17 protein-coding genes and 1 tRNA gene are annotated in these 24,182 nt (G+C 58.4%); 11 read left to right on the top strand and 7 right to left on the bottom strand.

Annotated elements, in window-relative coordinates; all coding sequences use genetic code 11:
* Window positions 1-17: 17 nt before the first annotated feature.
* Both ACFSE1_RS01550 and ACFSE1_RS01545 read right to left on the bottom strand, forming a co-directional pair.
* Window positions 18-278 carry a DUF6074 family protein gene (locus tag ACFSE1_RS01550; RefSeq protein ID WP_377395544.1) on the bottom strand — a complete coding sequence of 87 codons (261 nt, stop codon included), beginning with the start codon at window positions 276-278 and terminating at the stop codon, window positions 18-20.
* A gap of 139 nt (window positions 279-417) precedes the next feature.
* Window positions 418-1,065, bottom strand: coding sequence for a thermonuclease family protein (locus ACFSE1_RS01545; protein WP_377395541.1), 648 nt, complete (start codon window positions 1,063-1,065; stop codon window positions 418-420).
* 167 nt (window positions 1,066-1,232) lie between these two features.
* Between ACFSE1_RS01545 and ACFSE1_RS01540 the strand changes: the two genes are divergently transcribed.
* The 5 genes from ACFSE1_RS01540 to ACFSE1_RS01520 all read left to right on the top strand — a co-directional run bounded on the left by ACFSE1_RS01540 (window position 1,233) and on the right by ACFSE1_RS01520 (window position 10,832).
* The gene (locus ACFSE1_RS01540; protein WP_377395538.1) at window positions 1,233-1,463 is read left to right on the top strand and encodes a DUF982 domain-containing protein; all 231 of its coding nucleotides are present in this window, start codon (window positions 1,233-1,235) and stop codon (window positions 1,461-1,463) included.
* A 141-nt stretch (window positions 1,464-1,604) separates the two neighbouring features.
* Complete coding sequence (locus tag ACFSE1_RS01535; RefSeq protein ID WP_377395535.1) at window positions 1,605-4,850, top strand: alpha-1,4-glucan--maltose-1-phosphate maltosyltransferase; 3,246 nt, start codon at window positions 1,605-1,607, stop codon at window positions 4,848-4,850.
* A gap of 17 nt (window positions 4,851-4,867) precedes the next feature.
* The gene (gene treS, locus ACFSE1_RS01530) at window positions 4,868-8,161 is read left to right on the top strand and encodes a maltose alpha-D-glucosyltransferase (RefSeq protein ID WP_377395532.1); all 3,294 of its coding nucleotides are present in this window, start codon (window positions 4,868-4,870) and stop codon (window positions 8,159-8,161) included.
* Complete coding sequence (glgB, locus tag ACFSE1_RS01525) at window positions 8,158-10,365, top strand: 1,4-alpha-glucan branching protein GlgB (RefSeq protein WP_377395529.1); 2,208 nt, start codon at window positions 8,158-8,160, stop codon at window positions 10,363-10,365. The genes treS and glgB overlap by 4 nt, the downstream gene beginning before the upstream one ends.
* Window positions 10,366-10,580: 215 nt before the next feature.
* The gene (locus ACFSE1_RS01520; RefSeq protein ID WP_377395526.1) at window positions 10,581-10,832 is read left to right on the top strand and encodes a CrpP-related protein; all 252 of its coding nucleotides are present in this window, start codon (window positions 10,581-10,583) and stop codon (window positions 10,830-10,832) included.
* Between the two features lie 377 nt (window positions 10,833-11,209).
* Here the strand turns inward: ACFSE1_RS01520 and tig are convergent, their stop codons facing one another.
* Together tig and ACFSE1_RS01510 are read right to left on the bottom strand one after the other, a co-directional pair.
* Window positions 11,210-12,706: a trigger factor gene (gene tig / locus ACFSE1_RS01515; RefSeq protein WP_377395524.1), complete on the bottom strand. Its 1,497-nt coding sequence runs from the start codon at window positions 12,704-12,706 to the stop codon at window positions 11,210-11,212.
* Between the two features lie 161 nt (window positions 12,707-12,867).
* Window positions 12,868-12,952, bottom strand: a tRNA-Leu gene (locus tag ACFSE1_RS01510).
* A gap of 638 nt (window positions 12,953-13,590) precedes the next feature.
* On the opposite strand from ACFSE1_RS01510, the gene ACFSE1_RS01505 reads away from it, so the two are divergent.
* Both ACFSE1_RS01505 and ACFSE1_RS01500 read left to right on the top strand, forming a co-directional pair.
* Complete coding sequence (locus ACFSE1_RS01505; RefSeq protein ID WP_377395521.1) at window positions 13,591-13,737, top strand: DUF1127 domain-containing protein; 147 nt, start codon at window positions 13,591-13,593, stop codon at window positions 13,735-13,737.
* 361 nt (window positions 13,738-14,098) lie between these two features.
* Window positions 14,099-14,242, top strand: coding sequence for a DUF1127 domain-containing protein (locus ACFSE1_RS01500; RefSeq protein WP_377395518.1), 144 nt, complete (start codon window positions 14,099-14,101; stop codon window positions 14,240-14,242).
* Between the two features lie 371 nt (window positions 14,243-14,613).
* Here the strand turns inward: ACFSE1_RS01500 and ACFSE1_RS01495 are convergent, their stop codons facing one another.
* Genes ACFSE1_RS01495 through ACFSE1_RS01485 form a run of 3 tightly spaced genes read right to left on the bottom strand, consistent with a single transcriptional unit; the run spans window position 14,614 to window position 19,724 of the window.
* Window positions 14,614-15,405 carry an ABC transporter permease gene (locus ACFSE1_RS01495; RefSeq protein ID WP_377395515.1) on the bottom strand — a complete coding sequence of 264 codons (792 nt, stop codon included), beginning with the start codon at window positions 15,403-15,405 and terminating at the stop codon, window positions 14,614-14,616.
* Entirely contained in the window at window positions 15,402-16,304 is a 903-nt protein-coding gene (locus ACFSE1_RS01490; RefSeq protein ID WP_377395512.1) for an ABC transporter ATP-binding protein, read from the bottom strand. The genes ACFSE1_RS01495 and ACFSE1_RS01490 overlap by 4 nt, the downstream gene beginning before the upstream one ends.
* A 12-nt stretch (window positions 16,305-16,316) precedes the next feature.
* Window positions 16,317-19,724 (bottom strand): YhdP family protein, encoded by a 3,408-nt coding sequence (locus ACFSE1_RS01485; RefSeq protein ID WP_377395509.1) that lies wholly within the window; start codon window positions 19,722-19,724, stop codon window positions 16,317-16,319.
* 114 nt (window positions 19,725-19,838) lie between these two features.
* Between ACFSE1_RS01485 and bcp the strand changes: the two genes are divergently transcribed.
* From bcp to ACFSE1_RS01465, 4 genes are all read left to right on the top strand, one after another.
* Window positions 19,839-20,306 carry a thioredoxin-dependent thiol peroxidase gene (bcp, locus tag ACFSE1_RS01480; RefSeq protein ID WP_377395506.1) on the top strand — a complete coding sequence of 156 codons (468 nt, stop codon included), beginning with the start codon at window positions 19,839-19,841 and terminating at the stop codon, window positions 20,304-20,306.
* Between the two features lie 14 nt (window positions 20,307-20,320).
* The gene (locus tag ACFSE1_RS01475) at window positions 20,321-21,163 is read left to right on the top strand and encodes a ferritin-like domain-containing protein (protein ID WP_377395503.1); all 843 of its coding nucleotides are present in this window, start codon (window positions 20,321-20,323) and stop codon (window positions 21,161-21,163) included.
* A gap of 135 nt (window positions 21,164-21,298) precedes the next feature.
* A complete protein-coding gene (locus ACFSE1_RS01470; RefSeq protein ID WP_377396543.1) occupies window positions 21,299-22,513 on the top strand; it encodes a M23 family metallopeptidase in 1,215 nt (404 codons plus the stop codon).
* 178 nt (window positions 22,514-22,691) lie between these two features.
* On the top strand, window positions 22,692-24,182 hold the full coding sequence (locus tag ACFSE1_RS01465) for a DEAD/DEAH box helicase (protein ID WP_377395499.1): 1,491 nt from the start codon (window positions 22,692-22,694) through the stop codon (window positions 24,180-24,182).

Below are 24,182 nucleotides of genomic sequence, written 5' to 3'. Positions count from 1 at the left end.
AGCGAGTTTTTGGCGCTTCAGGCACGCGCATCCATGGCCTGATCGACTTCCTCAAGGAAGAGGCGCTGCAATTCACTTTGCACCGCATTCATGAAAAGTCCGGCCTGAAAAGAGACCTCTTCCTCCGAAGCCCCCTGCCGGGAGAGGTTGGCAGCAAATTGCGCCATTTCAGAGCGCCAAAAGAGATTGGCTTCTTGTCCGTGGAGGTTCAGCAGCGCTTGCGCACAACGCCGGATCTCTGCCGTACGACGGTCAGCGGGAAAATGGGCTAGCGACATGAACTCTCCTATACACACTCGCTCGAATCAAACTCACTACACGCCACAATCGCCTGAAGTGGTTCTCAAATTCTAAACGAAGCCCATTGAATGCCATCTTCGTACTCTTCTGGCGCAACAAACTGACGACAATTCCGCCTCAGCACCAAGGCTTGTTGGCATCGGCCACGCCATGCACCAGCCCCTCGTGCACCATCTGACGTCCGATGGAAGCACCATTGCGCAAAACCACGCGCAACTGCCGCCCGGCATTATCCTCGTTGCGGTTAGGCCAATCGGTCAGCTCAAACGCTCCCGCATTCAGGATATCCCTGAGCCGGACTTTGGCAGCAAAGCCTTTGGAACGCTCCTGCGGGCAGCGGGCATCTTCCGTTCTGGGTGCCGAAATATCGGCAAGACTGATCTGTTGCTTCTTGAACCAGAAGGTGGCGCCATCGACCACGCAGTTATCGAGGCCCGAGGTTCCGCAGAAATAGAATGTCCCGGTAAAGCGCTTTCCGACGAGATCCGCCGGTACGACGCGGGCAGCTTCTGCCTCTGGTTTGCGCACAGGAGCCGGGACACTGGCTGGCGGCTTGGCTTCGCTGCCGCCGAAATGGGGAAGCTGAAGCGAAGCAAGCGAGGATGGCAGATACGGTTTCAGATGCCGCGCATTATCAGCGAAGGCAATCACCCCCGCCACGCCTGCCAGCGCAAGCAGCCATGGCAGCATGCCGCCACCTGAGCTTGATCTGGAACCGGATTTGCGACGCCGCTTGCGTCCCTTGGCAGATGCCGCTTGAGCCATTTTTCGCACCTCTCTGCAGGGTTCGACTGGCGCGAACCATAACGGCTCAGGTCTCACGACTTCGTTAAGACGGCCTTTACCCTACCGAGGCTCCACGCGTTTTCCATGGTTTGGAACTTCCGCTCCCATGACCGGTTTGGCCTCTGCACCATTTCGGGAGGTCAAAAATGGAACGCACGCAGTGGAGAAGACCGGTTGAAGCCGGCGGCATGGCGATTACCGATGCGCTTGAAGCGATTCGCTTCATGGATCATCGCTGGCCCCAATTGAAGGGACAGTGCTTCTCGCGCGCCCATAGCGCCTGCCTTGCGGCGCTGGATGGCCGGGTAGATGCCGATGCCGCCCGTCTGCGCTTTGCAGAGGCTGTCGAGGAAGCAAGCTTGCAAACGCCGCATTGATGGATCATGCGCGCCTCCCCGCACGCCGGGGAGGCTTTCCCGTTGTGGATGGCCGCTGTTGGTCGCGAAGTGGCAACAGCCGACGGAACAAGCCTCGACTCCGCAACGTTAGGCCGGGGAACCATAACCGCAGGCGGCACCATGCACTCAGATCCGGCAATTCACGCGCAGTCTATGACACCCTCCCCGCTCAATCCCCGCATCTATTATGTTCATCCCCTCATGTTGCGCGGCATCGAGGCATGGCGCGACCTCTTCCGGCATGCCCGCGACCTAGGCTTCGACACGGTTCTATCGGCCCCTCTTTCCCAGAGAGTGGGCGGAGCAAGCCTCTTCGTCTCATCCGATCCAGACCGGACCGATCCGGCCCTGGAACTGCCCGAGAATCTGTTCGATGCCATCCGGTTGCTGTGTGAGGCCGCCCGTGCCGAGCGGCTGGATTTCATGCTGGACGTGGTCGTAGACCGACGCCCTCTTTCAAATGCAGCTGTGGCGCGCCCGCTTTCGGACCCTCGCATTTCTCCCCTCGCCGCAAAAAGCGAACTCCTGCAGGATGCACCGCCGCAAGACCGCGACAATCACTTTCATGATTGGGAAAATAGAATCCGCAACCTTGCGGAAGCGGGAACCGCCGGATTTCGTTGCCTCGGGCTGGATCGCGTTCCACGCGATGTCTGGCTGAGGCTGAAAGCAGCCTGCGGAGACGCGCATTTTCTCGCCTGGACGCCGGGAACGGATTTTGCACTTCGCCGCACTCTGGCAGGCGGCATATTCGAGGCATGCTTTTCCTCATTGGCCTGGTGGGACATGCAGGAACGCTGGTTCCTGGAAGAATATGAGATCCAACGCGGATACGGCACACAGATAACCTTTCCCGAGGTACCTTTCGCCAAGCGGCTCGCCCATGGCATCGACAGTGTGGAAATTCGCGAACGGCGGGCGAGGCAGCGGCTTTTTCTTGCAGACCGGCTGGGCCAAGGCTTGATGATCCCGATGGGGTTCGAATTCGGCGCTTCCTCACCGCTTGATCCCACCTACGGAAGTGGCGACGGATTGCGCGGGCTGCGTGTTCAAGGATGCTACGATCTCTGCGGCGATATCCGCGCGCTGAATGCGCAAGCGACGGCGGATCCGCCGCAGCAAGCTCCTTATTTGCGCCTTGTCTCCACCGGTCAGGGAACCGTCGTCTCTCTTCTCCAGTCGCAACAGGAAGATCTGCGCAATGCGCGGAAGGTTCGGATAATCGTGCTGAACCGGGATGAACGCCGCTCCAGCGCCGCGCCGATGAGTTCTCTTCGGGAAGCGGCATCTGCCTTTCTACCGCTCAGACAGGCGGACAACGAAAACCGCGAGGTAGCCGCATCGCTTCGGCTTCAACCGGCAGAACTGCGCATCCTTGAAGGCGAGACCTCACCCGTGATCACGGGCGCTGTCGAGGTTTCGGATGCGGCAACGGCTGCGGCCGGGGCGCGTCTTGCCATCGAAAACATCACCCCTTGCGTGGATGGCGGGCGTTTTCCGGTGAAACGAATTGTCGGCGAGACCGTGGTGGTGGAGGCCGACCTGTTTGGCGATGGGCATGACCCCATCTCCGCCGCGCTTTTCTGGCACGCTGCCGACGAAGAAGCCTGGGAGGAAGTGCCCATGCGCATGGTGGAGAACGACCGCTGGACGGCTGAGTTCACGCCGCGCCGCATGGGGCGACACGAGTTTGCAATTGAGACCTGGCGCAACCCGTTCCAGATCTTTCGCTACGAGTTCGGAAAAAAGCATGATGCCCGGCTGGATTTGAACCTGGAGATACAGGAAGGCATTTTGCTGGTCCAATCGGCGCTGGCGCTTGCCGATGAGCGCGTGAAGCCTGACCTTGAGACCCTGCGGCAAGCCCTTGAAAGCGCAAATGTGGAAGAGCGTATCGCTCTCCTTCTGAAGCCGGAGACCAGCGCGCTGATGGCACGGGCAGACCGTCGACCACACCGCGCGCGCTCCGCTCCGGTGCCTCTGGATGCCGAGCGCAAGGAAGCGGCCTTCGCCAGCTGGTATCAGATCTTCCCGCGCTCGCAGAGCGGCGATCCCAACCGCCACGGCACCTTCGACGATGTCATTCAGCGGTTGCCCGCCATTCGGGACATGGGCTTTGACGTTCTTTATTTCCCGCCAATCCATCCGATCGGCACGACCAACCGCAAGGGGCGCAACAATTCGCTGAAAGCCGGACCCAACGATCCCGGCAGCCCCTATGGGATCGGTTCCGAGGCGGGTGGACATGATGCAATCCACCCCGAGCTTGGCACCTTCGAAGACTTCCGCAGACTGGTGGCCGCTGCCCGGCAGCACGGATTGGAAATTGCACTCGATCTGGCCATTCAGGCCTCGCCCGATCACCCCTGGCTGAAGGATCACCCCGGCTGGTTCGACTGGCGGCCAGATGGCACCGTGCGCTATGCCGAGAACCCGCCAAAGAAATACGAAGACATCGTCAATGTCGATTTCTACGCCAAGGATGCTGTTCCCTCCCTCTGGATCGAACTGCGCGACATCGTGCAGAAGTGGGTGGATCAGGGCGTCAAGCTCTTCCGCGTCGATAACCCGCACACCAAGCCCTTCCCCTTCTGGGAGTGGCTGATTGCCGATATTCGCAACCGCCATCCGGAGGTTGTTTTCCTATCGGAAGCCTTTACCCGACCGAAGGTGATGTATCGGCTGGCAAAGATCGGCTTCTCGCAGTCCTACACCTACTTCACCTGGCGCAACACCAAGTGGGAGCTGGAAACCTATATGCGCGAGCTGACGCAGGACGAGCCGCGCGAATTCTTCCGTCCGCATTTCTTCGTCAATACCCACGACATCAATCCGGACTTTCTGCAGGACGCGCCGCGCCCGGCCTATCTCATCCGCGCGGCGCTGGCTTCCACACTCTCCGGCCTGTGGGGTGTCTATAACGGATTCGAGCTGTGCGAGGGACGCCCCGACGCCAAGCGAAAGGAATATGCAGATTCCGAAAAATACGAAATCCGTGCCTGGGACTACGATCGCCCCGGCAATATCAAAGCCGAAATTGCAATGCTGAACCGCATTCGCCGCGAAAACCCGGCGCTTCACTCTCACCTGGGCCTGCGGCAACTGATTGCCTGGAACGACAACATCATCTTTTTCGAGAAAGCCAGCCCCACGCGAGACAATGTTCTGCTGGTGGGTGTGAACCTCGATCCCCACGCAGCACAGGAGGCAGATGTCGAGATACCGCTATGGGCATGGAACCTACCCGACCATGGCACGCTTAACCTGGAAGATCTGATCGGCGGACAGAAATTTTCGCTGACCGGAAAGTGGCAGAGGCTGCGGCTGGAGCCGCACATGCCCTTTTCCATCTGGCGCGTGCGATAGAGTTTGGGAGGATACATATGGACATGATGCAGAACCCGCAGGGCCAGAACAGCGACCAGAACCTGCTGTGGTACAAGGACTCGATCATCTACCAGCTGCATGTGAAGTCATTCTATGACAGCAATGGCGACGGCATAGGCGACTTTGCCGGTTTGACAGAAAAAATCGACCACATCGCATCGCTTGGCGCGACGGCGATCTGGCTATTGCCGTTTTTCCCATCTCCCCGCCGCGACGATGGCTACGATATTGCCGACTACGGGGAAGTGAGCCCGGACTATGGCACGATGGATGAATTCCGTGCCTTCGTGGATGCCGCGCATCAGCGCAACATCCGCGTGATCATTGAACTCGTCATCAACCATACCAGCGATCAGCATCCCTGGTTTCAGCGGGCACGCAATGCGCCGGCGGGATCACCGGAACGGGAATTCTACGTCTGGTCGGATACGGACCAGAGATTTCCCGAAACGCGCATCATTTTTCTCGATACGGAAAAATCCAACTGGACCTGGGACCCCGTGGCTGGCGCCTATTACTGGCACCGCTTCTACTCCCACCAGCCGGACCTGAATTTCGATAATCCTCAGGTGCTGGATGAACTGCTGAACATCATGCGCTTCTGGCTGGAGACAGGCATTGATGGCTTCCGCCTGGATGCCATTCCCTACCTCGTGGAGCGCGAAGGCACGATCAACGAGAACCTGCCTGAAACCCACGACATTCTGAAAAAGATCCGTGCCGCACTGGACGCGACCCATCCCGGCAAGATGCTTCTGGCAGAGGCCAACCAGTGGCCGGAAGATACAAGCGAATATTTCGGCGATGGCGATGAGTGCCACATGGCGTTCCACTTTCCGCTGATGCCGCGCATGTACATGGCGATTGCCAAGGAAGACCGCTTCCCCATCACCGACATCATGCGCCAGACGCCGGAAATTCCGGAGAACTGCCAATGGGCGATCTTCCTGCGCAACCATGATGAACTGACGCTGGAAATGGTGACCGACGAGGAACGCGACTACCTCTGGAACACCTATGCAGCCGATCGGCGCGCCCGCATCAATCTCGGCATTCGCCGCCGTCTTGCGCCCCTGATGGAGCGCGACCGCCGCCGCGTGGAGCTGATGAACGGCTTGCTTCTTTCCATGCCCGGAACGCCGGTTCTCTACTATGGCGACGAGATCGGCATGGGCGACAATATCTATCTCGGAGACCGCGACGGGGTGCGCACGCCCATGCAATGGTCGCCGGATCGCAATGGCGGCTTTTCCCGCGCAGACCCCGCGCGGCTCGTGCTGCCGCCCGTCATGGACCCGCTTTACGGCTATGAGGCACTGAATGTTGAGGCACAAAGCGTCGATCAACACAGCCTGCTGAACTGGACGCGCCGCATGTTGGCGCTGCGTGGCCGCCACCCCGCCTTCGGGCGCGGCTCCTTGCGGTTTCTGACGCCCGGCAACCGGAAGATTCTTGCCTATCTGCGCGAATATGACGGCGAGACGATCCTGTGCGTGGCCAATCTCTCCCGCCTGCCGCAGGCGGTGGAACTCGATCTTGCGGAATTCCAGGGACGCGTGCCGATTGAGCTGACCGGCATGTCGCCCTTCCCGCCCATCGGTCAATTGACCTATCTGCTGACCTTGCCGCCTTTCGCATTCTACTGGTTTCAGCTGGTTGCGGAAGCGGACGGCCCGGCATGGAGAACGGAGCCACCAGAGCAGATGCCCGACCTACAAACGCTCGTCATCCGTCGCGACATGACGGAACTCGTGGACGAGCCCCATCTCGTTCAGACGCTTTCACGAGAAATCCTGCCATCCTATCTTCAGAAGCGCCGCTGGTTTGGCGCAAAGGGCGAGCACCTGAAACACGCGCGCTTCGTTTCAGCCATGCCAATGGGCATCACGCACAACATCCTGCTGGGCGAGTTGGAAGCGGAGCTGGAAGGTCACACGGAGACCTACCTTGTTCCCCTTACCCCCGCCTGGGATGACACACAGCCTTCTGCACTCGCTCAACAGCTTGCTCTTGCGCGCATTCGCCAGGGCAGACGCGTTGGCTTCCTGACCGATGGTTTCAGCACGGAAGCCATGGCACGCGGGGTCATTCGCGGCCTGTGCGAACGCTCTGTCATTTCAGGGCGGGCGGGGACTCTGGAATTCCTGGGCACGGACCAGCTGGATTGCATGAGCCTGGCGGATGATATGCCGGTACGCTGGCTCTCGGCCGAACAGTCGAACAGCTGCCTGATTATCGCCGACATGGCCATGATCAAGCTCATTCGCCACATATCGCCGGGCATCCATCCGGAAGTGGAGATGACGCGCTACCTGACCGAGGTGGGTTACCAGAACACCGCCCCGCTTCTGGGGGAAGTGGTTCGCACCTCTCCCGAGGGCCAGCGCTTCACCTTGATGATCGTGCAAGGCGCCATCCGCAATCAGGGCGATGCATGGAACTGGATGCTGACCAATCTGCGCCGCATTCTGGATGACATCGGCATCAGCGCGCCGGATCCCGAGGCCCAGATCGATCTGCTGAAGCCGCTGGTGGATTTCAGCGGCACGATTGGCAAGCGGCTGGGAGAGTTGCACGCGGCACTGGCGCAAGACACGGACAACCAGAACTTCGTTCCCCTGCCCGCACTTGAGGAAAATTGCGAGCTGTGGCGCGCAAGCGCGGTTGGCCAGATCGACCGGGCGCTGGACATTCTGGAAGAAGAAATCGGCCATCTCGACCCCGATGTCGCAGCCATGGTCGCGCCCTTGATCGCACAGCGCCAGCATCTGATGGAACTGGCCGCGCATCTTTCCAGAGCTGCGGAGGGAACCATGATGATCCGCAACCACGGAGATTTCCATCTCGGCCAGATACTGGTTGCCGAATCGGATGCCTACATCATCGATTTTGAAGGCGAGCCCGCGCGCGAACTTGCACAGCGCCGGGCAAAGACCATTCCGTTACGCGATGTGGCGGGGCTGCTTCGTTCGCTCAGCTATCTGGCAGCAACGGCAGAACTTGAAACAGAAGCAGTTGCGGAAACGGATACGCCGGAACGCAGCACCATCATTCGCAGTTTCGTGGAAGCGGCAGAGACAAGCTTCCTTGAGAATTACTTCCAGGCAGCGGCCACCTCCCCAAACCTTCAAGTGGATGACAACAGGCGTCGGCAGATGCTGGACCTCTATCTGCTTGAAAAGGCGGCCTATGAAATCGCCTACGAGGCGCGAAACAGGCCCAAATGGCTTCCCATTCCCTTGCGTGGCTTTGCAGCCATTGTTGAACGACTCTCGGAAAGATCGGCATGAACATGGAACGTTCCGAATTGATGGCGGGCCTTGACCGCCACGCCATCGAAGCACTTGTGGCGGGCCGTCACGGAGACCCGTTCTCCATTCTTGGGCCCCATCCCATGCAGGGCGCCTGCGTTATCCGCGCCTTTTATCCGGGGGCGGAAGGCGTTGAACTGCTTGATGCTTCGGGCATGGCCGTCATTGCCAGAATGCACCGCATACACGATGCTGGCCTGTTCGCGGTCTCGGTCGCCCCAACTGAGCAATATCGACTGCGCATTCTCTGGCCCGATGCCGAGCAGGTAACGGAAGATCCCTATTCCTTCGGCCTGCTGCTGGGCGAGCTGGATCTGCACCTGATCGCCCAGGGCACACACTATCATCTGGGCCGCACGCTGGGTGCGGTGGCCATGGAGCAGGACGGCATATCGGGTGTGCGCTTTTCCGTGTGGGCACCCAATGCGCGGCGCGTTTCCATTGTTGGCGATTTCAACTCCTGGGACGGCCGCAGAAACCCGATGCGGCTTCGACGTGAGGCAGGCATATGGGAACTCTTTGTGCCGCGTGTTGGCCCCGGAGACCGCTATAAATTCGAAATCATCGATCAGCAGGGCAATCTGCTGGCGCAAAAGGCGGACCCGGTGGCACGCGCCAGCGAGGCAGCACCGGCGACGGCATCGATCGTTGCATCCAGCCAGCCCTTTCGCTGGACGGACGGCGAGTGGATGCGGGAGGCAGCCGAACGGCGCGTCGGCGAAGGTGCAATGTCTGTCTATGAGGTCCATCTCGGCTCGTGGCTGCGGATTGCCGAGGAGGGCAACCGCTCGCTGGATTGGGTTGAACTCAGCCAGAGGCTGGTTCCCTATGCTGCGGACCTCGGCTTTACCCATATCGAGCTACTTCCGATCATGGAACATCCCTTCGGCGGCTCCTGGGGCTATCAGCCGCTCGGGCTGTTCGCGCCCACCGGCCGCTATGGCACACCGGAGGACTTTGCCTATTTTGTGGACCGCTGCCATGCCTGCGGCATTGGCGTCATCCTCGATTGGGTGCCAGCGCATTTCCCGACCGATCCCTGGGGGCTTGCCCGCTTCGATGGCAGCGCACTTTACGAGCACGAAGACCCGCGCGAGGGCTTTCACAAGGACTGGAATACGCTGATCTACAATCTGGGACGCAACGAAGTGAAGGGTTTCCTTCTTGCCAGCGCGATGGAATGGCTGGAGCACTTTCACATTGACGCCCTGCGCGTCGATGCGGTCGCTTCCATGCTCTACCGTGATTATTCCAGAAATGCTGACGAATGGATTCCGAACCAGTATGGCGGCAGGGAAAACCTGGAATCCGTCGAGTTCCTGAAGCACCTCAACAGCATCATTCACCAACGCTGCCCACACGCCTTCACGGTGGCCGAGGAATCCACCGCCTGGCCTGGCGTGACAAAGCCGGTTGAAGAAGGCGGGCTTGGCTTCGACTTCAAATGGAATATGGGCTGGATGCATGACTCGCTCCAATACATGGAGAAGGAGCCTGTCTATCGGCAATATCACCACGGAATGATGACCTTTGGCATGGTCTATGCCTATTCCGAGCGTTTCATGCTGCCGCTTTCCCATGACGAGGTGGTGCACGGAAAGGGTTCCCTGATTGGCAAGATGCCGGGTGACCCTTGGCAGAAAATGGCAAATCTTCGCGCCTATTTCGGCTTCATGTGGGCCCACCCCGGCAAGAAGCTTCTGTTTATGGGCGGAGAGATTGGACAGACAAGCGAGTGGAACCATGATGGCTCAGTCGTTTGGGATCTTCTCGATCGGCCGGACCATGCGGGCCTTCAGCGGCTGGTGGGTGACCTGAACCGCATCTACAAGGCGGAGCCAGCGCTGCAATTCGGCGACCTGCATCCCGAAGGCTTCCAATGGATTGTTGGCGATGACGCCGCAAACTCAGTCTTTGCCATGCTGCGCAAACCGCACGACGGAAAAAGCCTTGTTCTGGCCATTTCCAACATGACGCCGATCCCGCGACACGGCTATCGCATCGGCGTGCCGCAGGCAGGATCGTGGAAGGAGATCCTGAACACCGATGCTGGCGTCTACGGAGGCTCCAACCTCGGCAATATGGAAGCGCATTCCGAACCGGTTCCGGCACACGGAAATCCGCAGTCGCTACTGCTCACCCTGCCCCCACTGGCGACCATCTACCTGAAGTGGAACGGGTGATACGCAACGACCAGGCCTTGTCGCGGCGACATCACCCTCTTTCGAAGTGCACCGAAACAACACATGAAACGATTCTCTCTGGCGACTGAAAAACAAGCAAATGCAATAGTTTGTATGCAAAATGACCAACCGCATTTTGGTAGGGATTAATGCGAATAGGCGCTTGAAGTCAAAAGAGGCTGTCCATATTAGCTCTTCAGTAAGGATTAATATGAATGACTCTTGAAACTCTGCTGGACTGTCAGGAGCGTGGCTCCAATGCCCGCATTCTCGGGGCTGTTGCGCATGAGAACCCTTATCTCGATCGGACACGCCTCAACATACCCGATGACGAACGTCGGCTTCTTCGTGATGCCTGGAACTTTGGTTGGCAGGTAGAAGATGCTGCGCGTCAAATTGGGACGGGCATTTACCTTTCGTTAAGACACGAAGCAGCTTTGGCCGCAGGTCGGATGGCTGGCGCTTGAGCCGAATCGGACGCGCAGTCTATCTGACACGAGCCGGTATGATACCGGTCAGGGGCTCGCGGACCCCCTACTCATCATGAGTTGGTGAGCCCCGCCTTCGCCAGGCGTCCGCAACATGGCGAGCATGCAAGAGAGAACGACCAGCGCGCCTTCGGCGACTTAGGCGTTCCCGGCGCTTCCGGTGCCGCCGAGCCCGACAAAGGCAATCCCACAGACGCTACAGCACAGTCAGAACTCCCCCTTTCGGGGAGCAGAAGACCCGCTTGCCCTCAAGCGTGGTCAGCGAGTTTCCCGACCGCTCGAATCCGGCTGGGATGCAAAAAGAAAACCCCCGGCTTTCGCCGAGGGTTTCTCCATAACAGGACTTGAAGCTTGGCTTACTCGGCGTCGCCTTCAGCAGCCTTCTTCTTCGGAGCAGCCTTCTTCTTCGGAGCAGGTGCTTCCTCGCCTTCAGCAGCGTCCGAAGCGTCTGCCTTTGCAGCCTTTTTCTTCGGAGCGGCCTTTTTCTTTTCAGCCTTTTCAGAACCTTCAGACGCGTCTTCATCGTCTGCGAGCAGTTCTTCCTTCGAAACGGTCTTGTCCGTTACGTCAATCTCGGAGAGCAGCTTGTCGATGACCTTCTCTTCAAAGATCGGCGCACGCAGCGAAGCGGCTGCACCCGGCGTATTGCGGAAATAGTCGAGAATTTCGCGCTGCTGGCCCGGGAACTGCTGCAGCTGAGCATAAAGCGCGCGCTGCATTTCTTCTTCGGTTACTTCAACGCCAGCCTTCTCGCCGATTTCGGACAGAACGAGGCCAAGACGAACGCGACGCTCTGCAAGCTTGCGATATTCTTCGCGTGCTTCTTCTTCCGTCGTGTCTTCGTCGGCGAAAGTCTTGCCGGACTGTGCGAGGTCGGTGTTGATCTGGCGCCAGATGTTCTCGAACTCGGCGTCAACCAGCGTCTGCGGCGTTTCGAACTTGTACTGTTCGTCGAGCTGGTCGAGGATCTGACGCTTGACCTTCTGACGCGTGACATTGCCGTACTGGCCTTCGATCTGGCCACGTACGATTTCCTTCAGCTTGTCGAGCGATTCGACGCCAAGCTTGGACGCCAGTTCGTCGTTCAGCTCAACGGCTGCCGGAGCTGCAACTTCCTTGACGGTGATGTCGAAAGTAGCTTCCTTGCCGGCCAGGTTGGCAGCAGGATATTCAGACGGGAAAGTTACGGTGATGACCTTTTCATCGCCAGCCTTGACGCCGACGAGCTGGTCTTCAAAGCCCGGGATAAACCGGCCGGAACCCAGAACCAGTTCTGCATCTTCGGCAGCGCCGCCATCGAAGGCTACGCCATCGACCTTGCCGAGGTAGTTCATGGTAACGCGGTCGCCATCAGCAGCAGCGCCTTCCTTCTTTTCGAAGGTGCGCGCGCTTTCAGCAATCTTCTCGATCTGCTCGGTGACTTCCTCGTCGGAAACTTCCACCACTTCACGGGTGACCTTGATGCCGCTCGTCGGCTGCAGCTCGATGGCCGGGATCACTTCGTAGGACAGCGTGAATTCGAGGTCAGCCTCAGCGCTGAGGATCTTCTCAGCTTCCGCCTCGTCTTCCGTCATCTTGATGCTTGGCTGCGTCGCAGACTTTTCGCCACGCTCGGACAGGATCGCGCTTGGGCGGTCACGAACGATCTCGTTGACAAGCTCGGCCATGATCGACTTGCCGTAAACCTTCTTCAGGTGCGCGACGGGAACCTTGCCAGGACGGAAGCCGTTGATACGAACCTTGTCCTTGGCCTCGGCCAGGCGCTCGTTCATGCGCTGTTCCATATCGCTGGCCGGGATAACGACCTTGATTTCGCGCTTCAGCCCTTCAGCGAGCGTTTCGATAACCTGCATTGTCATACCTTCATAATCATGCGGCGGTGCTCACACAGCCGTGGTTTCCATGAGCACGACGCCGGAGCTTCGCCGGTCGTGGCTTCTATGCAATCTCGTTTGCGCTGGGGTCTCATGCGCCAACCGGCCAAAACGGCCTGCGGCGACAGACTGTCGCGACTTGGTGCGGGTAGAGAGACTTGAACTCCCACGCCTTGCGGCACCAGAACCTAAATCTGGCGTGTCTACCAATTTCACCATACCCGCGCCCCAAAACCGCGTCGAAATCCTCGCGCAGAGGCCTTCCGGAGCGCGGGTCTCTATAACAACCGTTTTTCTGCCACGCAAAGGAAAAATGACAATGCCAACAGCAAGAACTGCAAATGCCGCTTTCACCGATCCTTGCCGGCATATGGTGGGCATTGTCACCGCACCACGGACCAGCATGAGCAAGACATGTACAGAGCGCATGGCTATCATGCCAATATCGCACTGCACAAAATTGCGGTTCCGTCGTATACATTGTTCAACAAAGGGCGAAAGCCTGACGATATTCGACTGATCGCCTCTCCTCCTCCCAGCGATCGTCGATAAGACCGGTGTCTCCTCCTCCCAACGCCGGTCACCCCTAACGACGCCCACCGGATCTCCTCCCCCGGTGGGCGTTGTTCGTTTTAGCACCCCTCAAAAAGCAAACAGCCGCCCAGCCACCCCAGAGAGGGCCGAATTGTGGCATCCTGCCCACATTTGCGCCACAACCCTTAATGCTTTTGGCCAAGCATTGCACGCCTCGCATAGGTGGCATACGGGATGCGCGCTGTTCTTATTCGCAGCGTAGCATATACTGCACTTAATCGATTGAGACGCACCTGCGTTGCAGCTCAGCAAACCATGAGGACAAGACCATGAACATCGCACGCTCGCTGAACAACTGGCGCAAGTATCGCCAGACCGTAACGGAACTGGCCCGCATGTCGGACCGCGAACTGAATGACCTCGGCATTGGCCGCTCGGAAATCCGTCGCGTTGCACGCACGGCTGTCGGCATCTAATCGCCGAACATCCCCGGGCCCTGCCCACCTCAAAAGCCTCCCCTTGCGGGAGGCTTTTTTGTTGCCGCGCCCGCGCTGGAACGCTTCCAGTGAAAGCGAAATCAGTTGAAATGCCCTACCGCTTTTGTGTATTCGCAACCTGGACGCAAAACCGCTGACGCGCTTTTTGCCAGACGGCTTCTGGGCACTGCACAAATTCTGTCCTTCTGCCCTCAAACGCCGCCAATTTCAGCACCATCCTGCACAAATGCATAGCAGTCGCCTGGATTTTGCACTGCACAGTCCTGTTTTACGGATGTATAAGGAACTCATCGCTCAGCCACTAACGGACCTGAGCAGAACCGAACCTGAGGAACCTAAAATGAACCCGATTCGTCTCGCAAAGAGCTGGGTCAGCTACCGCCGCACGATGAACGAACTCCGTGGCCTTTCGAACCAGGCCCTGTCGGATATCGGTCTGACGCGCCACGACATCCGTTCGATCGCTGCACGCTCATTCCGCTAATACAGCGCCCTCCTCGGCTTAGCCGGAGGTGCAGCAGATAGTGGTGAATGCATAGCCCCCTTGCAGATGGCTCGGGGGCTTTTTGCTGTCCGGATGTCAGCGCGTGTCTATCCGCGATGGCCGATGGGGATCCTCTCGCTCTCGCTTATTATGCGTTCCATTCAGCCTGTGAACGTAAATCCCGCCTTGCGGCGTGCTTGATCTTCTTGCCTGAGGATGACCGCGCGCCGCCCTCTGTGGCACGCAACGCTATAATCCTTCGTAGATCACCGATTTGAGCCTCTGGATGGGCGTGTGCAGCAAGACCGGCGCCTAGGGGCAAGCTTAAAAACACGGCAATCGCCAAGAGCCGGATACATCCGTTCCGGCTCTTATTCGTTTCTGAGTTCCTGAACTGAAAACAGTACATCGCTGAGACCGATCAGAACCGTAGACCAGACCAAAAGCACCACTGCGCCTCCTATAAACCCTGCGCCCCCTGCCGTCTGGATGGCATCGCGCATTCGTCCGGCAACCTCGCCTGGAATCCACCACAACTCCGGTGAGGGCCCAAGATAGGCACCGATCATGACTGTTGAGAGTGACAGGACAAATACGATGAGGACCGACGCCATGGATGAGCGGAACAGAATCGTCAGCAGTGATGTCAATGCGGCCAGCACCAACAGTTCGAGGCACGCGGTCAGCAGCGAAAGCAGGAACTGCGTCAGGCTGCTTGGCGCCACCGTAAACGACAAGCCACCATCGCCTGCCATTGCCACCACGCCGGTCAGCGCCACATCCCCTGCCAGCACGAGCGCCATGCTCAGGAAGAGGCAGAGAAACGCGGCGATGAACTTCGCCAACCAAAGCTGGGCACGGCTTCTTCGCGGTATGAGGTGACGCCAGGTGGCGTAGCGGTAATCGACAACGAAGATCGACGCGACACCAAGCGCAAAGAACAAGTGTGCGAGGCTATTGCCTGAAATGCTCAATGACTTGGCGGCAGTGGCAAGCAGATCAATGCCTTCCGCACTATTCATGCTGCCCATTCGGCGAAAGACCACGGCCTGCATCAGCATCTTCGCAATCAGGGCAAAGAGCGGCACGATGAAAAAACCGGCAGCAAACAGGCTCCGCTGTCGCCCGATTTTTTGCAATTCAGCCAGAATGAGATGCATCATGAGCGAACTCCATTTCGCTCGTTCCGCGTCTGCGCAAGAAAGAGCGCCTCCAGATTGGGGCGAACCCATTTGGCCTGGTGGATATCAAAGCCCTGCAACACGAGGGACTTTAGTAGGTCCGGCACCTGCGATCGCTCGATATTTACCCCTATGCCCTCGCCTTCAACCCACGCCGTATCCCCAAGACGATCCAGCACCGCCGCATGGGGTTTTGCATCCAGCCAGAGATACTCATTACCCCCCAGAAGATCAGAGACACGCCCCTGGGAAACCACCTCGCCGTGGCTTAGGATGGCGACCTGATCAGCCACCTTTTCGACCTCGTCAAGAAGATGGCTGGAAAGCAGAACGGCAATACCCTCCTGCTTCGCCAGGTCTTGTATCAGACTTCTCATTTCAATCATGCCATCAGGGTCGAGGCCATTGGTCGGCTCGTCGAAGATGACGGCCTGGGGCCTGGCAATGAGTGCTGCGGCCACCCCCAGCCTCTGGCGCATACCGAGCGAAAACCCGGAAATCTTCTGATCTCTTGCATGTGACAGGTCAACGCGACGAAACAGGACATCCAGATCGGGACGCAGACCAGATACATTCGCGAGCACCGCAAGAAATTGCGCCGCTGTCATGTAGGGATAGAAGGTGGGAGACTCGATCAAGGTGCCAAGTTTGGCTCTTCCTTGGGCATCCGCCGGCTTCTCGAAGAGAGAAATCTGGCCGTGATCAGCTTTGATCAGACCGCAGATAATGCGCAGCAAAGTGCTTTTGCCTGCGCCGTTCGGACCAAGCAGCCCGTAGACTGCCGCCTCCGGCACGTCCAGGGATACGGCAGTCAGGGCCTGAACCTGCCTCTCTCCCCAACCAAAACGCTTAGAAACTTCGAAGAGAGAGATCGCATTCAAGGCACTTGTTCCCTATTGAAACTCGAAGATCTGGCGGAAGACGCCAGGTGCGATGATCGAAAGCGGGTTGACGATGAGTTGCGGCTTCTCAAACGGGCCGCTGACCTTGAAGGTGATGCCGAGCAACCCGCGATCACGCCCATTGCCCAGAATTGTTCCGATGATCGGCAGTTCCGCAAAAAGCCGGTTGAGACCATAAGCCGGCATGAAAGTGCCAGTCATATCCATGCGCCCCGCCGCATCGCGCAGCATTCCCTGGAATGTCGCCCCGATCTGCTCGCCCCGGACAACGCCATTCTCGACGGCCAGCGCGCCACCGCGATAAACGATCCGTGCAAAGGCACGCTGGAATTTCGCGGAACTGACGTCGATGTCCTTCTTCACGGCCGAGTTCAAGCTGCGGCCATCCTGCCCCGGTGTCGAGACCATGGACTGCAAGCGGCTCTCATTGGCCAGCGAAAAGCTCCGAATATCGATATTGCCGCTCCAATTGGGACCAGCCTCATTCTCCAGCCGTATATTGAGAAGGCCACCACGCATATTGTTGTAAAGGTTGGCAAAGCGCGCCAGAGACCCGGCATCGCTGCTGGTCAGCGTTATGACATCGCCTCTACCGCCAGTGCCGGTCTTTGCCACCACGGCCTGTCCGCTGTCTGTCACCCCGGCAAAGTCGAGCGACTGCAGATCGCCCTCTCGCACAACGATTTCGCCATTGGCATTTCCGATAACTTCGTCATTGAAGCCGATCACGCGGTCCAGCTTGAGTTTCACCCGCGCCGCCGTGCTGTCCTTGCCGTTGGAAGAGCTTGCATCGTCGCGATCTTTGAGCTTCGCCAATACAGGTCGTAAATCCGCTGTATTGCCGCTGGCGGTGATATCAAAGCCTCCCTTGTTTCTGCGGATTGCAACCGCAAAATCATCCGATGGCGAGAGCTTTACGCGGGAGAACTCTGCGGATGAGAGGCTGCCATTGCGCACAGACACATCACCGCCCACGCCGAACCCGTCACCGGACAGTTCCAGTTTGCGGATATCGACATTCCCATCCTTCGCGGAAACTTCCAGCGTTGCCTTGGCTGGCACGCCACTGCCCTTGCTCCAGCCCAGCCAGGGCACGGAAAGGCGGCTGCGGGATAGATCGACCTTCAGCGCCTGGCGGTTGGCATCCAACCGCGTCAGTTCAAGGTCAATGCTGCCGTTGATGATATCGGAAAGACCAGGGGCAAGCCTTTCCCTTTGCTCATTATTCAGCGTGCCCGTCACAACCAGCTTCTTTTCCGCCTTGGAGCGATCGTTGAGCGGCTGCACCAGTTCGATATCAGCTGGCACGCCGTCGATTTCAGCATCGGCGTCGATGCGAACGGCCTGAGAATCCACGGAGAGCAATCCGTTCGCCTTCGCGATGTTGCGCCCTTCCACGGCCTTCAGCAGCTTCACGTCTTCCAGGTCGACTTCGGCCTTGAACGTCGGCTCAGGAGGCTGGTGATCTTTGATCAAGCCGAATCTTGCGCTCACGTTTACGCTTGCTTTCCCGGAGAAATCCTGCGGCGCAAAATCCGTACCCTTGAGACCTTCGATCGGCTTGAAAGAAGCCGCTTCAGCAATCGCATCGGCATTGCCTGAAAGGTTCAGTTGCAGATCGGCCATCAATGGCTTTGCGTAGGTGGACGCCATCTTGAAGGTCCCGCCATCAATATCCACCGAGCGACCGGACGGAAAATAGGAGGATGCCTTGGAGACGTTCACGGCCAGATGCTCGCCCTTTAGATCGAAGTGGCCAGCGATGTTACGAATGGGGGGAATATCACCCGTCAGGTTCAACCTCGTATCGGCAATATCGAAACTGATGCGCAGTTCGTTGGCATCCAGTTCCATCGGGATGCCTGGCCCCTTCATGCGGCCTTCCGGAATGAACACGGCGATGGAGCCATTGGTGACCGTTCCGCCAAACATGTTGGCCACCACCCAGTCGCGCGGCTTGCGCGCCATCCAGAATGGCCACAGCTGCTTGACTGCCGCCACCTCCATCTTCGGAAGCTGGCCGCCAAAGCTTATTTCAGGCGAAACCTTTCCCGGAAAATGGATCTTGAGCGAAGCGGCCATCTGCCCCATTGGGCTGGACACCTGCATGTCATCGAATTCCAGACGCCGATCTGCGGTCAGAAAGCGGCCAGCCGCCCGAAGGTCGAAAACAACGGGAGCTTCACCACCTGCCTCGCCCTGCGCATGGCCGCCGCTGATCAGTAGATCGAGGCCAAATCCTGGCCGTTTCTCTTCCTTGTTGAGCCTGTCGAGATCGACAACCGCGCCGGTGAGGGGAAGTCTCGTGGGGCCGAAACGCAGCTCGGAGGGTAGAATCTCGATTGAATTCTTGGCGAAATCATAGGCAACGCGCATCTCTGCGCCTGAAAGATCCTGCGGATAACCATCGAAATAGATCTTTCCGGGCGCATGTGTGATTTCAGCCTTGATCGCGGGCCTTGTCTCAACTGTATCGCGCGAGGCCGTCAGGTTAACGTCCACGGACCCTTCCAGGCCCTCGCGCGGCGCGCCATCAGGCATGCGCTGTAACAGAAATGGTGTCAGATCAAGGCTGGCAATCTTGGCCGTCAATGCACGGGTGACGCCATTTTCCGCAACAGAACTCACGCTCAAATCGGCACGGCGCCCGTCCAGATGCATGATCCCCTTGAGCGCCACCTGCCCCTCATCGTTGAGGCTGAGGTTCAGCTCGTCAATCACGAGGGTGGAAACATTGCCCTCACGGTCGGGAGGGAACTGGATGTTGATCCCCGCAATGCGGACGGAATTGGTTTTTGTTCGCTCGATCAGGCCCCGTGCCTCATCAAGACGTTGAAATGCCTGCTCCAGCGTTGCCGGCAGCAAATCAACCCTCGTCGTTGATAGATCCATCGGCTCGCTTGCCGGGAGCAAGGCGGTATCGAGATTGATCGTATCCGCCTCCAGATGACGGATCGACACACGCCCGCTGGCCAGCGCCAGGGGATCAATGGCCAAGCGGATCGAGCCGGCATTGGTCAGATGCGCGCCGGTCGCAACCTCGATGATGTCAACCTTGCGGGCCTCCAGTGCCAGCCGAAAATCCGAATCGAAACGGATGGCCGTTGAACCTACGGTCGCCTGATAGCGCGGCCCAATAGCACTGTTCAGAGCGGCCTGTGCACGGCTGTTCAGCGCTCCGTCGATTGCGCCGGTTTCAATGGCAAAAAAACCGCTGGCGACAGCCGCAACGGCGAGCAGCACAAAAATGACGCAGAACTTCATGAAGCTGCGCCACCGCGATGTCGGCACAGGGCAATGCACGATCAATGGATCATGCGTCTGCGCAGACGGCATCTTGTGCAATGGAATCAGATCCTTACGGCGGAAACTGACTTTTTCCCCTCGAATTTCCGCCATGTCGCTCCGAATTTTGAAGAGGCACGAGAATCAGGTGATCTGGACCTGAGCGGCGCCAGTATATACCGATTACGGCAAGATTGACCCCACAAGCTGGCGAAAGAAAGGAAAACAATGTCCGGACCCGCAGTAGGAGATACCGCCCCCGATTTTACGCTTCCGCGCGATGGAGGCGGAACGATTTCCCTTTCCGCTTTCAAAGGAAAAGCGGTCGTCGTCTACTTCTATCCCAAGGACGATACGAGCGGCTGCACCGTTGAAGCACTCGATTTCACCGCGCTTGCCGCTGAATTCGACAAGGCAGGCGCTACCATCATTGGTATATCGCCAGATTCCGCCGCAAAGCACGACAAGTTCATCAAGAAGCACAGTCTTGGAATTGCGCTGGCCGCCGATGAAGAACAGGCTGCCGCCAACGCCTATGGCGTGTGGAAGGAAAAAAGCATGTACGGCAAGACCTATATGGGGATTGAGCGTTCCACCTTTCTCATCGACAGAGAAGGCAAGATCGCCAGAATATGGCCGAAAGTGAAAGTTGCAGGCCATGCGCAAGAGGTGCTTGAAGCCGTCCGGGCCTTGTGAGACATCACGGAGCCATGACACAGGCTCCTGACAATTATCTTCCTTCCGTGACCTCGTTGAGAGGCGGCGCCGTAGCTGCGATCGCCTCCGCCGATCTCGACATCAAGACCGCTCTGGCGCAGAACGTTGCCACACGTTGGTTCGAGCGCCGCCTTTCGCTGCGCTCGCCGCTCGATCCAACCGTGCCGGAGCGCCCCGGCAGGCCGGATAAGCCGGAGCTTGTGCCGCCGAAAGCCGTGGAGAAACGCTCGCTTCATACACTCAACGGACGGATTGCAACACTTCATGCCATCGCCCATATCGAGCTGAATGCCGTTGATCTGGCGCTGGATATCGTCGCCCGCTACGCCACGGAACCGGTTCCGTTTTCCTTCTTTGATGGCTGGATGCAGGTAGCATTCGAAGAGGCCAAGCATTTTCGAATGGTTCGCGACAGGCTGCGCGCGCTCGGTGCCGATTATGGCGACATGCCCGCTCATGATGGCCTTTGGCAGGCCGCCCACTCCACGCGCAATGACCTGACGGCGCGCCTTGCTGTGGTTCCTCTGATCCTGGAAGCACGCGGGCTGGATGTTACCCCCTCGCTCCAGGCGAAGATGCGCGAGACCGGCGATCTCGAAACAGCCTCCATTCTCGATGTCATCTACAATGACGAAAAGGGCCATGTGGCCGTGGGTGCCAAGTGGTTCCGTTTTCTCTGCGCCCGTGAACGAAAGGATCCTGCCGCCACCTTCAAGGAACTGGTCAGGCTTAACTTTCGCGGTCCGCTGAAGCCACCCTTCAACGATCTGGCGAGAGCAGAAGCAGGGCTCACACCTTCCTTCTATCGCTCTCTGAGCCCGATCAGCCACGCATAAGCTCGCCGACTTAACTACCTGTTAACCTTAACGCGATGTAGTCAAACGCGTTAACTTCAGGCGATTCAGGTGCGGGGAATTCAAGTGGCAAGAGATGGCGACCATCGCATCTTTGGCAAACGCCGCACCGAGCACATGCTGATCCTCGCCTCCGGCGAGCGCGTGCGCCACATGACGATCCGCCCCTGGATGATTGTCACAACGCTGAGCTCCTTCGCGCTTGTCACACTCTGCTACCTCGGAGCCACCGCCTATCTCGTTCTTCGGGACGATCTGATCGGTGCGTCGATGGCGCGTCAGGCCCGCATGCAGAATGATTATGAGGATCGCATTTCCGCGCTGCGCGCCCAGCTGGATCGAATCACTTCTCGCCAACTGCTCGATCAACAGGTCGTGGAGCAAAAGGTGGAGCAATTGCTGCAGCAGCAAGATGCTCTGTTCTCCAGGCACGGAAAGCTGGGCGGACTGATGCAAAGGGCGGAAGATTCCGGTCTCTCCGTGCCGGGCACCAAGGCATCCGCTTACCACCCTGAGGACCTCCAGCAGCAAGGCAGCCTGAAGGGTGGACACAAAGCTATAGAAGGCATCCTCGGAACCTCAGGCGCAGCTTCGATCAAACCCGCACAGCCTTCCGGACAGGAGAGCGTTGCCGACCAGGCCGACCGGGTATTCTCGAAAGTCACGCTGTCTCTGAAGAATGTCGAACAGGAACAACTGAAACGCATCCGCAGCCTCACCGCCAACGCCTCCCGCACAGCAGAGGCCATGGCGTCCATCATGCTGCGGACAGGCGTGCAGGTGCCCGAAGCAGGCGCTGGCGGAATAGGCGGACCTTTCGTGGAGCCCGTCAGCGCCAACTCCTTCGACACCTCGATAACCGCGCTGGATCAAGCCTTGAGCCGCCTGGAAAGCGTGCGGAAGGCAGCGGTCAGCCTGCCCTTTGCCAATCCTGCTCCCGGCCATGAAATCACCAGCGGTTTCGGCAACCGAATCGATCCCTTTCTTGGGCGGCTGGCCCTGCATGCCGGTGTCGATTTTCAGGCAGATCTGGGTACCACCGTCAAAGCAACCGGTTCAGGCAAAGTGGTCAATGCAGGCCCAAGCGGCGGTTACGGCAACATGATCGAAATCGACCACGGCCAGGGAATCACCACCCGCTATGGTCATTTATCGTCCATTCTTGTTGCTGTGGGCGATACCGTATCGGCCGGAGAGACAATCGGACGCGCCGGAAGCACCGGGCGCTCCACCGGGCCGCACGTTCATTATGAGGTGCGCCGCAATGGCGACGCCATCGACCCGATGCACTTTCTGAACGCCGGCCTTAAGCTGACCACATATCTGAAATAACGAATGACTTAATCATAATTGATCAAAATGCCGTGCCCGATTCATCAATTCGGCGCCGGACCTTACGGCTTTTCTTGACTTTCCACACCATTGCGCTTATCTCGCGGCATCATCGGACGCTATCGCGGTTCCGATCAAACCATGTTCCTCGTGAACCTGAACGGAAATAGTTTTCTCTTTGACCACATTCGCTGATCTCGGCCTGAGCCAGAAAGTCCTCTCTGCTGTCACCGACGCGGGCTACTCAACGCCCACGCCAATCCAGGCGGGTGCGATTCCGCACGCGCTCCAGCGTCGCGACATCTGCGGGATCGCGCAGACAGGGACCGGCAAGACAGCGTCCTTCGTTCTACCGATGCTAACCCTGCTGGAAAAGGGTCGTGCCCGTGCCCGCATGCCGCGCACGCTGATTCTGGAGCCAACGCGCGAACTCGCAGCGCAGGTTGCGGAAAATTTTGAAAAATACGGCAAGAACCACAAGCTGAACGTGGCTCTCCTGATTGGCGGCGTTTCCTTTGAGGAACAGGACCGCAAGCTGGAGCGTGGCGCGGATGTGCTCATTTGCACCCCCGGTCGGCTGCTCGATCATTGCGAGCGCGGCAAATTGCTGATGACCGGCGTCGAGATTCTGGTCATCGATGAAGCCGACCGTATGCTCGACATGGGTTTCATCCCGGACATCGAGCGCATCGCAAAGATGATCCCGTTTACACGTCAGACACTCTTCTTCTCGGCGACAATGCCGCCGGAAATCCAGAAGCTGGCTGACCGCTTCCTGCAAAATCCCGAGCGCATTGAAGTTGCACCGCCATCATCCACGGCAAAGACCGTGACACAGCGGCTTGTAGCCTCCCACAACAAGGATTACGAGAAGCGCGCCAAGCTGCGTGATCTGATCCGTGCGCAAGACGACTTGAAGAACGCCATCATCTTCTGCAATCGAAAGAAGGATGTTGCGGATCTTTTCCGCTCCCTTGATCGACATGGCTTCTCGGTCGGCGCTTTGCATGGCGACATGGATCAGCGTTCGCGCACGACCATGCTTGCCAACTTCAAGGATAACAATATTACCCTGCTGGTTGCCTCTGATGTCGCCGCTCGCGGTCTCGACATTCCGGATGTGAGCCATGTTTTCAACTTCGACGTTCCGATTCACGCCGAAGACTATGTCCACCGCATTGGCCGCACGGGCCGGGCTGGCCGTTCCGGCCGCGCCTACACGCTCGTGACCAAGGCGGATACGAAATATGTCGATGCCATCGAAAAGCTCATTGGTGAGACGATCGAATGGCAGGATGGCGATTTGTCAGCGCTGCCCGCGCCGATGGAGAGCCACGACAATGAGCGCTCTCGCAAGGGACGTGACAAGGACAAAGGCCGCGGCAAGCGCGGTGCCGGTGCAAAGAGCGAATCTCGTCATCAGGACGACACGCAGAAGGCCGGTTCGGACGTAACGGAAACAAGGACGGAAAGCGTGAGCGCAGAACAGCCGAAGGTAGATAATCGCAGGCATAATCAGGGTCGCAACAGCCGCCCCTATCCGGCGAATGACGACCATCGCGAGCGCCGCAGAAACCATCATCGCGATCACGACGATGGCCCGACGCCGGTTGGCTTCGGTGACGACATTCCCGCATTCATGCTGATCGTTGCCAACGCCAAGGTTTGA

It is taken from the genome of Affinirhizobium helianthi, assembly GCF_042680945.1.
Taxonomy (GTDB): Bacteria; Pseudomonadota; Alphaproteobacteria; order Rhizobiales; family Rhizobiaceae; genus Neorhizobium; species Neorhizobium helianthi.
Note: the sequence above shows the minus strand (reverse complement) of the source record. Positions and strands in the feature narration are given on the sequence as shown.

Coding starts and splice junctions, on each gene's coding strand:
- ACFSE1_RS01470 (WP_377396543.1), top strand. CDS start 21,299: ATGCTGATCCTCGCCTCCGGCGAGCGCGTGCGCCACATGACGATCCGC.
- ACFSE1_RS01520 (WP_377395526.1), top strand. CDS start 10,581: ATGACTCTTGAAACTCTGCTGGACTGTCAGGAGCGTGGCTCCAATGCC.
- ACFSE1_RS01500 (WP_377395518.1), top strand. CDS start 14,099: ATGAACCCGATTCGTCTCGCAAAGAGCTGGGTCAGCTACCGCCGCACG.
- ACFSE1_RS01475 (WP_377395503.1), top strand. CDS start 20,321: ATGACACAGGCTCCTGACAATTATCTTCCTTCCGTGACCTCGTTGAGA.
- ACFSE1_RS01495 (WP_377395515.1), bottom strand. CDS start 15,405: ATGATGCATCTCATTCTGGCTGAATTGCAAAAAATCGGGCGACAGCGG.
- bcp (WP_377395506.1), top strand. CDS start 19,839: ATGTCCGGACCCGCAGTAGGAGATACCGCCCCCGATTTTACGCTTCCG.
- ACFSE1_RS01505 (WP_377395521.1), top strand. CDS start 13,591: ATGAACATCGCACGCTCGCTGAACAACTGGCGCAAGTATCGCCAGACC.
- ACFSE1_RS01535 (WP_377395535.1), top strand. CDS start 1,605: ATGCACTCAGATCCGGCAATTCACGCGCAGTCTATGACACCCTCCCCG.
- ACFSE1_RS01540 (WP_377395538.1), top strand. CDS start 1,233: ATGGAACGCACGCAGTGGAGAAGACCGGTTGAAGCCGGCGGCATGGCG.
- glgB (WP_377395529.1), top strand. CDS start 8,158: ATGAACATGGAACGTTCCGAATTGATGGCGGGCCTTGACCGCCACGCC.
- ACFSE1_RS01485 (WP_377395509.1), bottom strand. CDS start 19,724: ATGGCGGAAATTCGAGGGGAAAAAGTCAGTTTCCGCCGTAAGGATCTG.
- tig (WP_377395524.1), bottom strand. CDS start 12,706: ATGCAGGTTATCGAAACGCTCGCTGAAGGGCTGAAGCGCGAAATCAAG.
- ACFSE1_RS01550 (WP_377395544.1), bottom strand. CDS start 278: ATGTCGCTAGCCCATTTTCCCGCTGACCGTCGTACGGCAGAGATCCGG.
- ACFSE1_RS01545 (WP_377395541.1), bottom strand. CDS start 1,065: ATGGCTCAAGCGGCATCTGCCAAGGGACGCAAGCGGCGTCGCAAATCC.
- treS (WP_377395532.1), top strand. CDS start 4,868: ATGGACATGATGCAGAACCCGCAGGGCCAGAACAGCGACCAGAACCTG.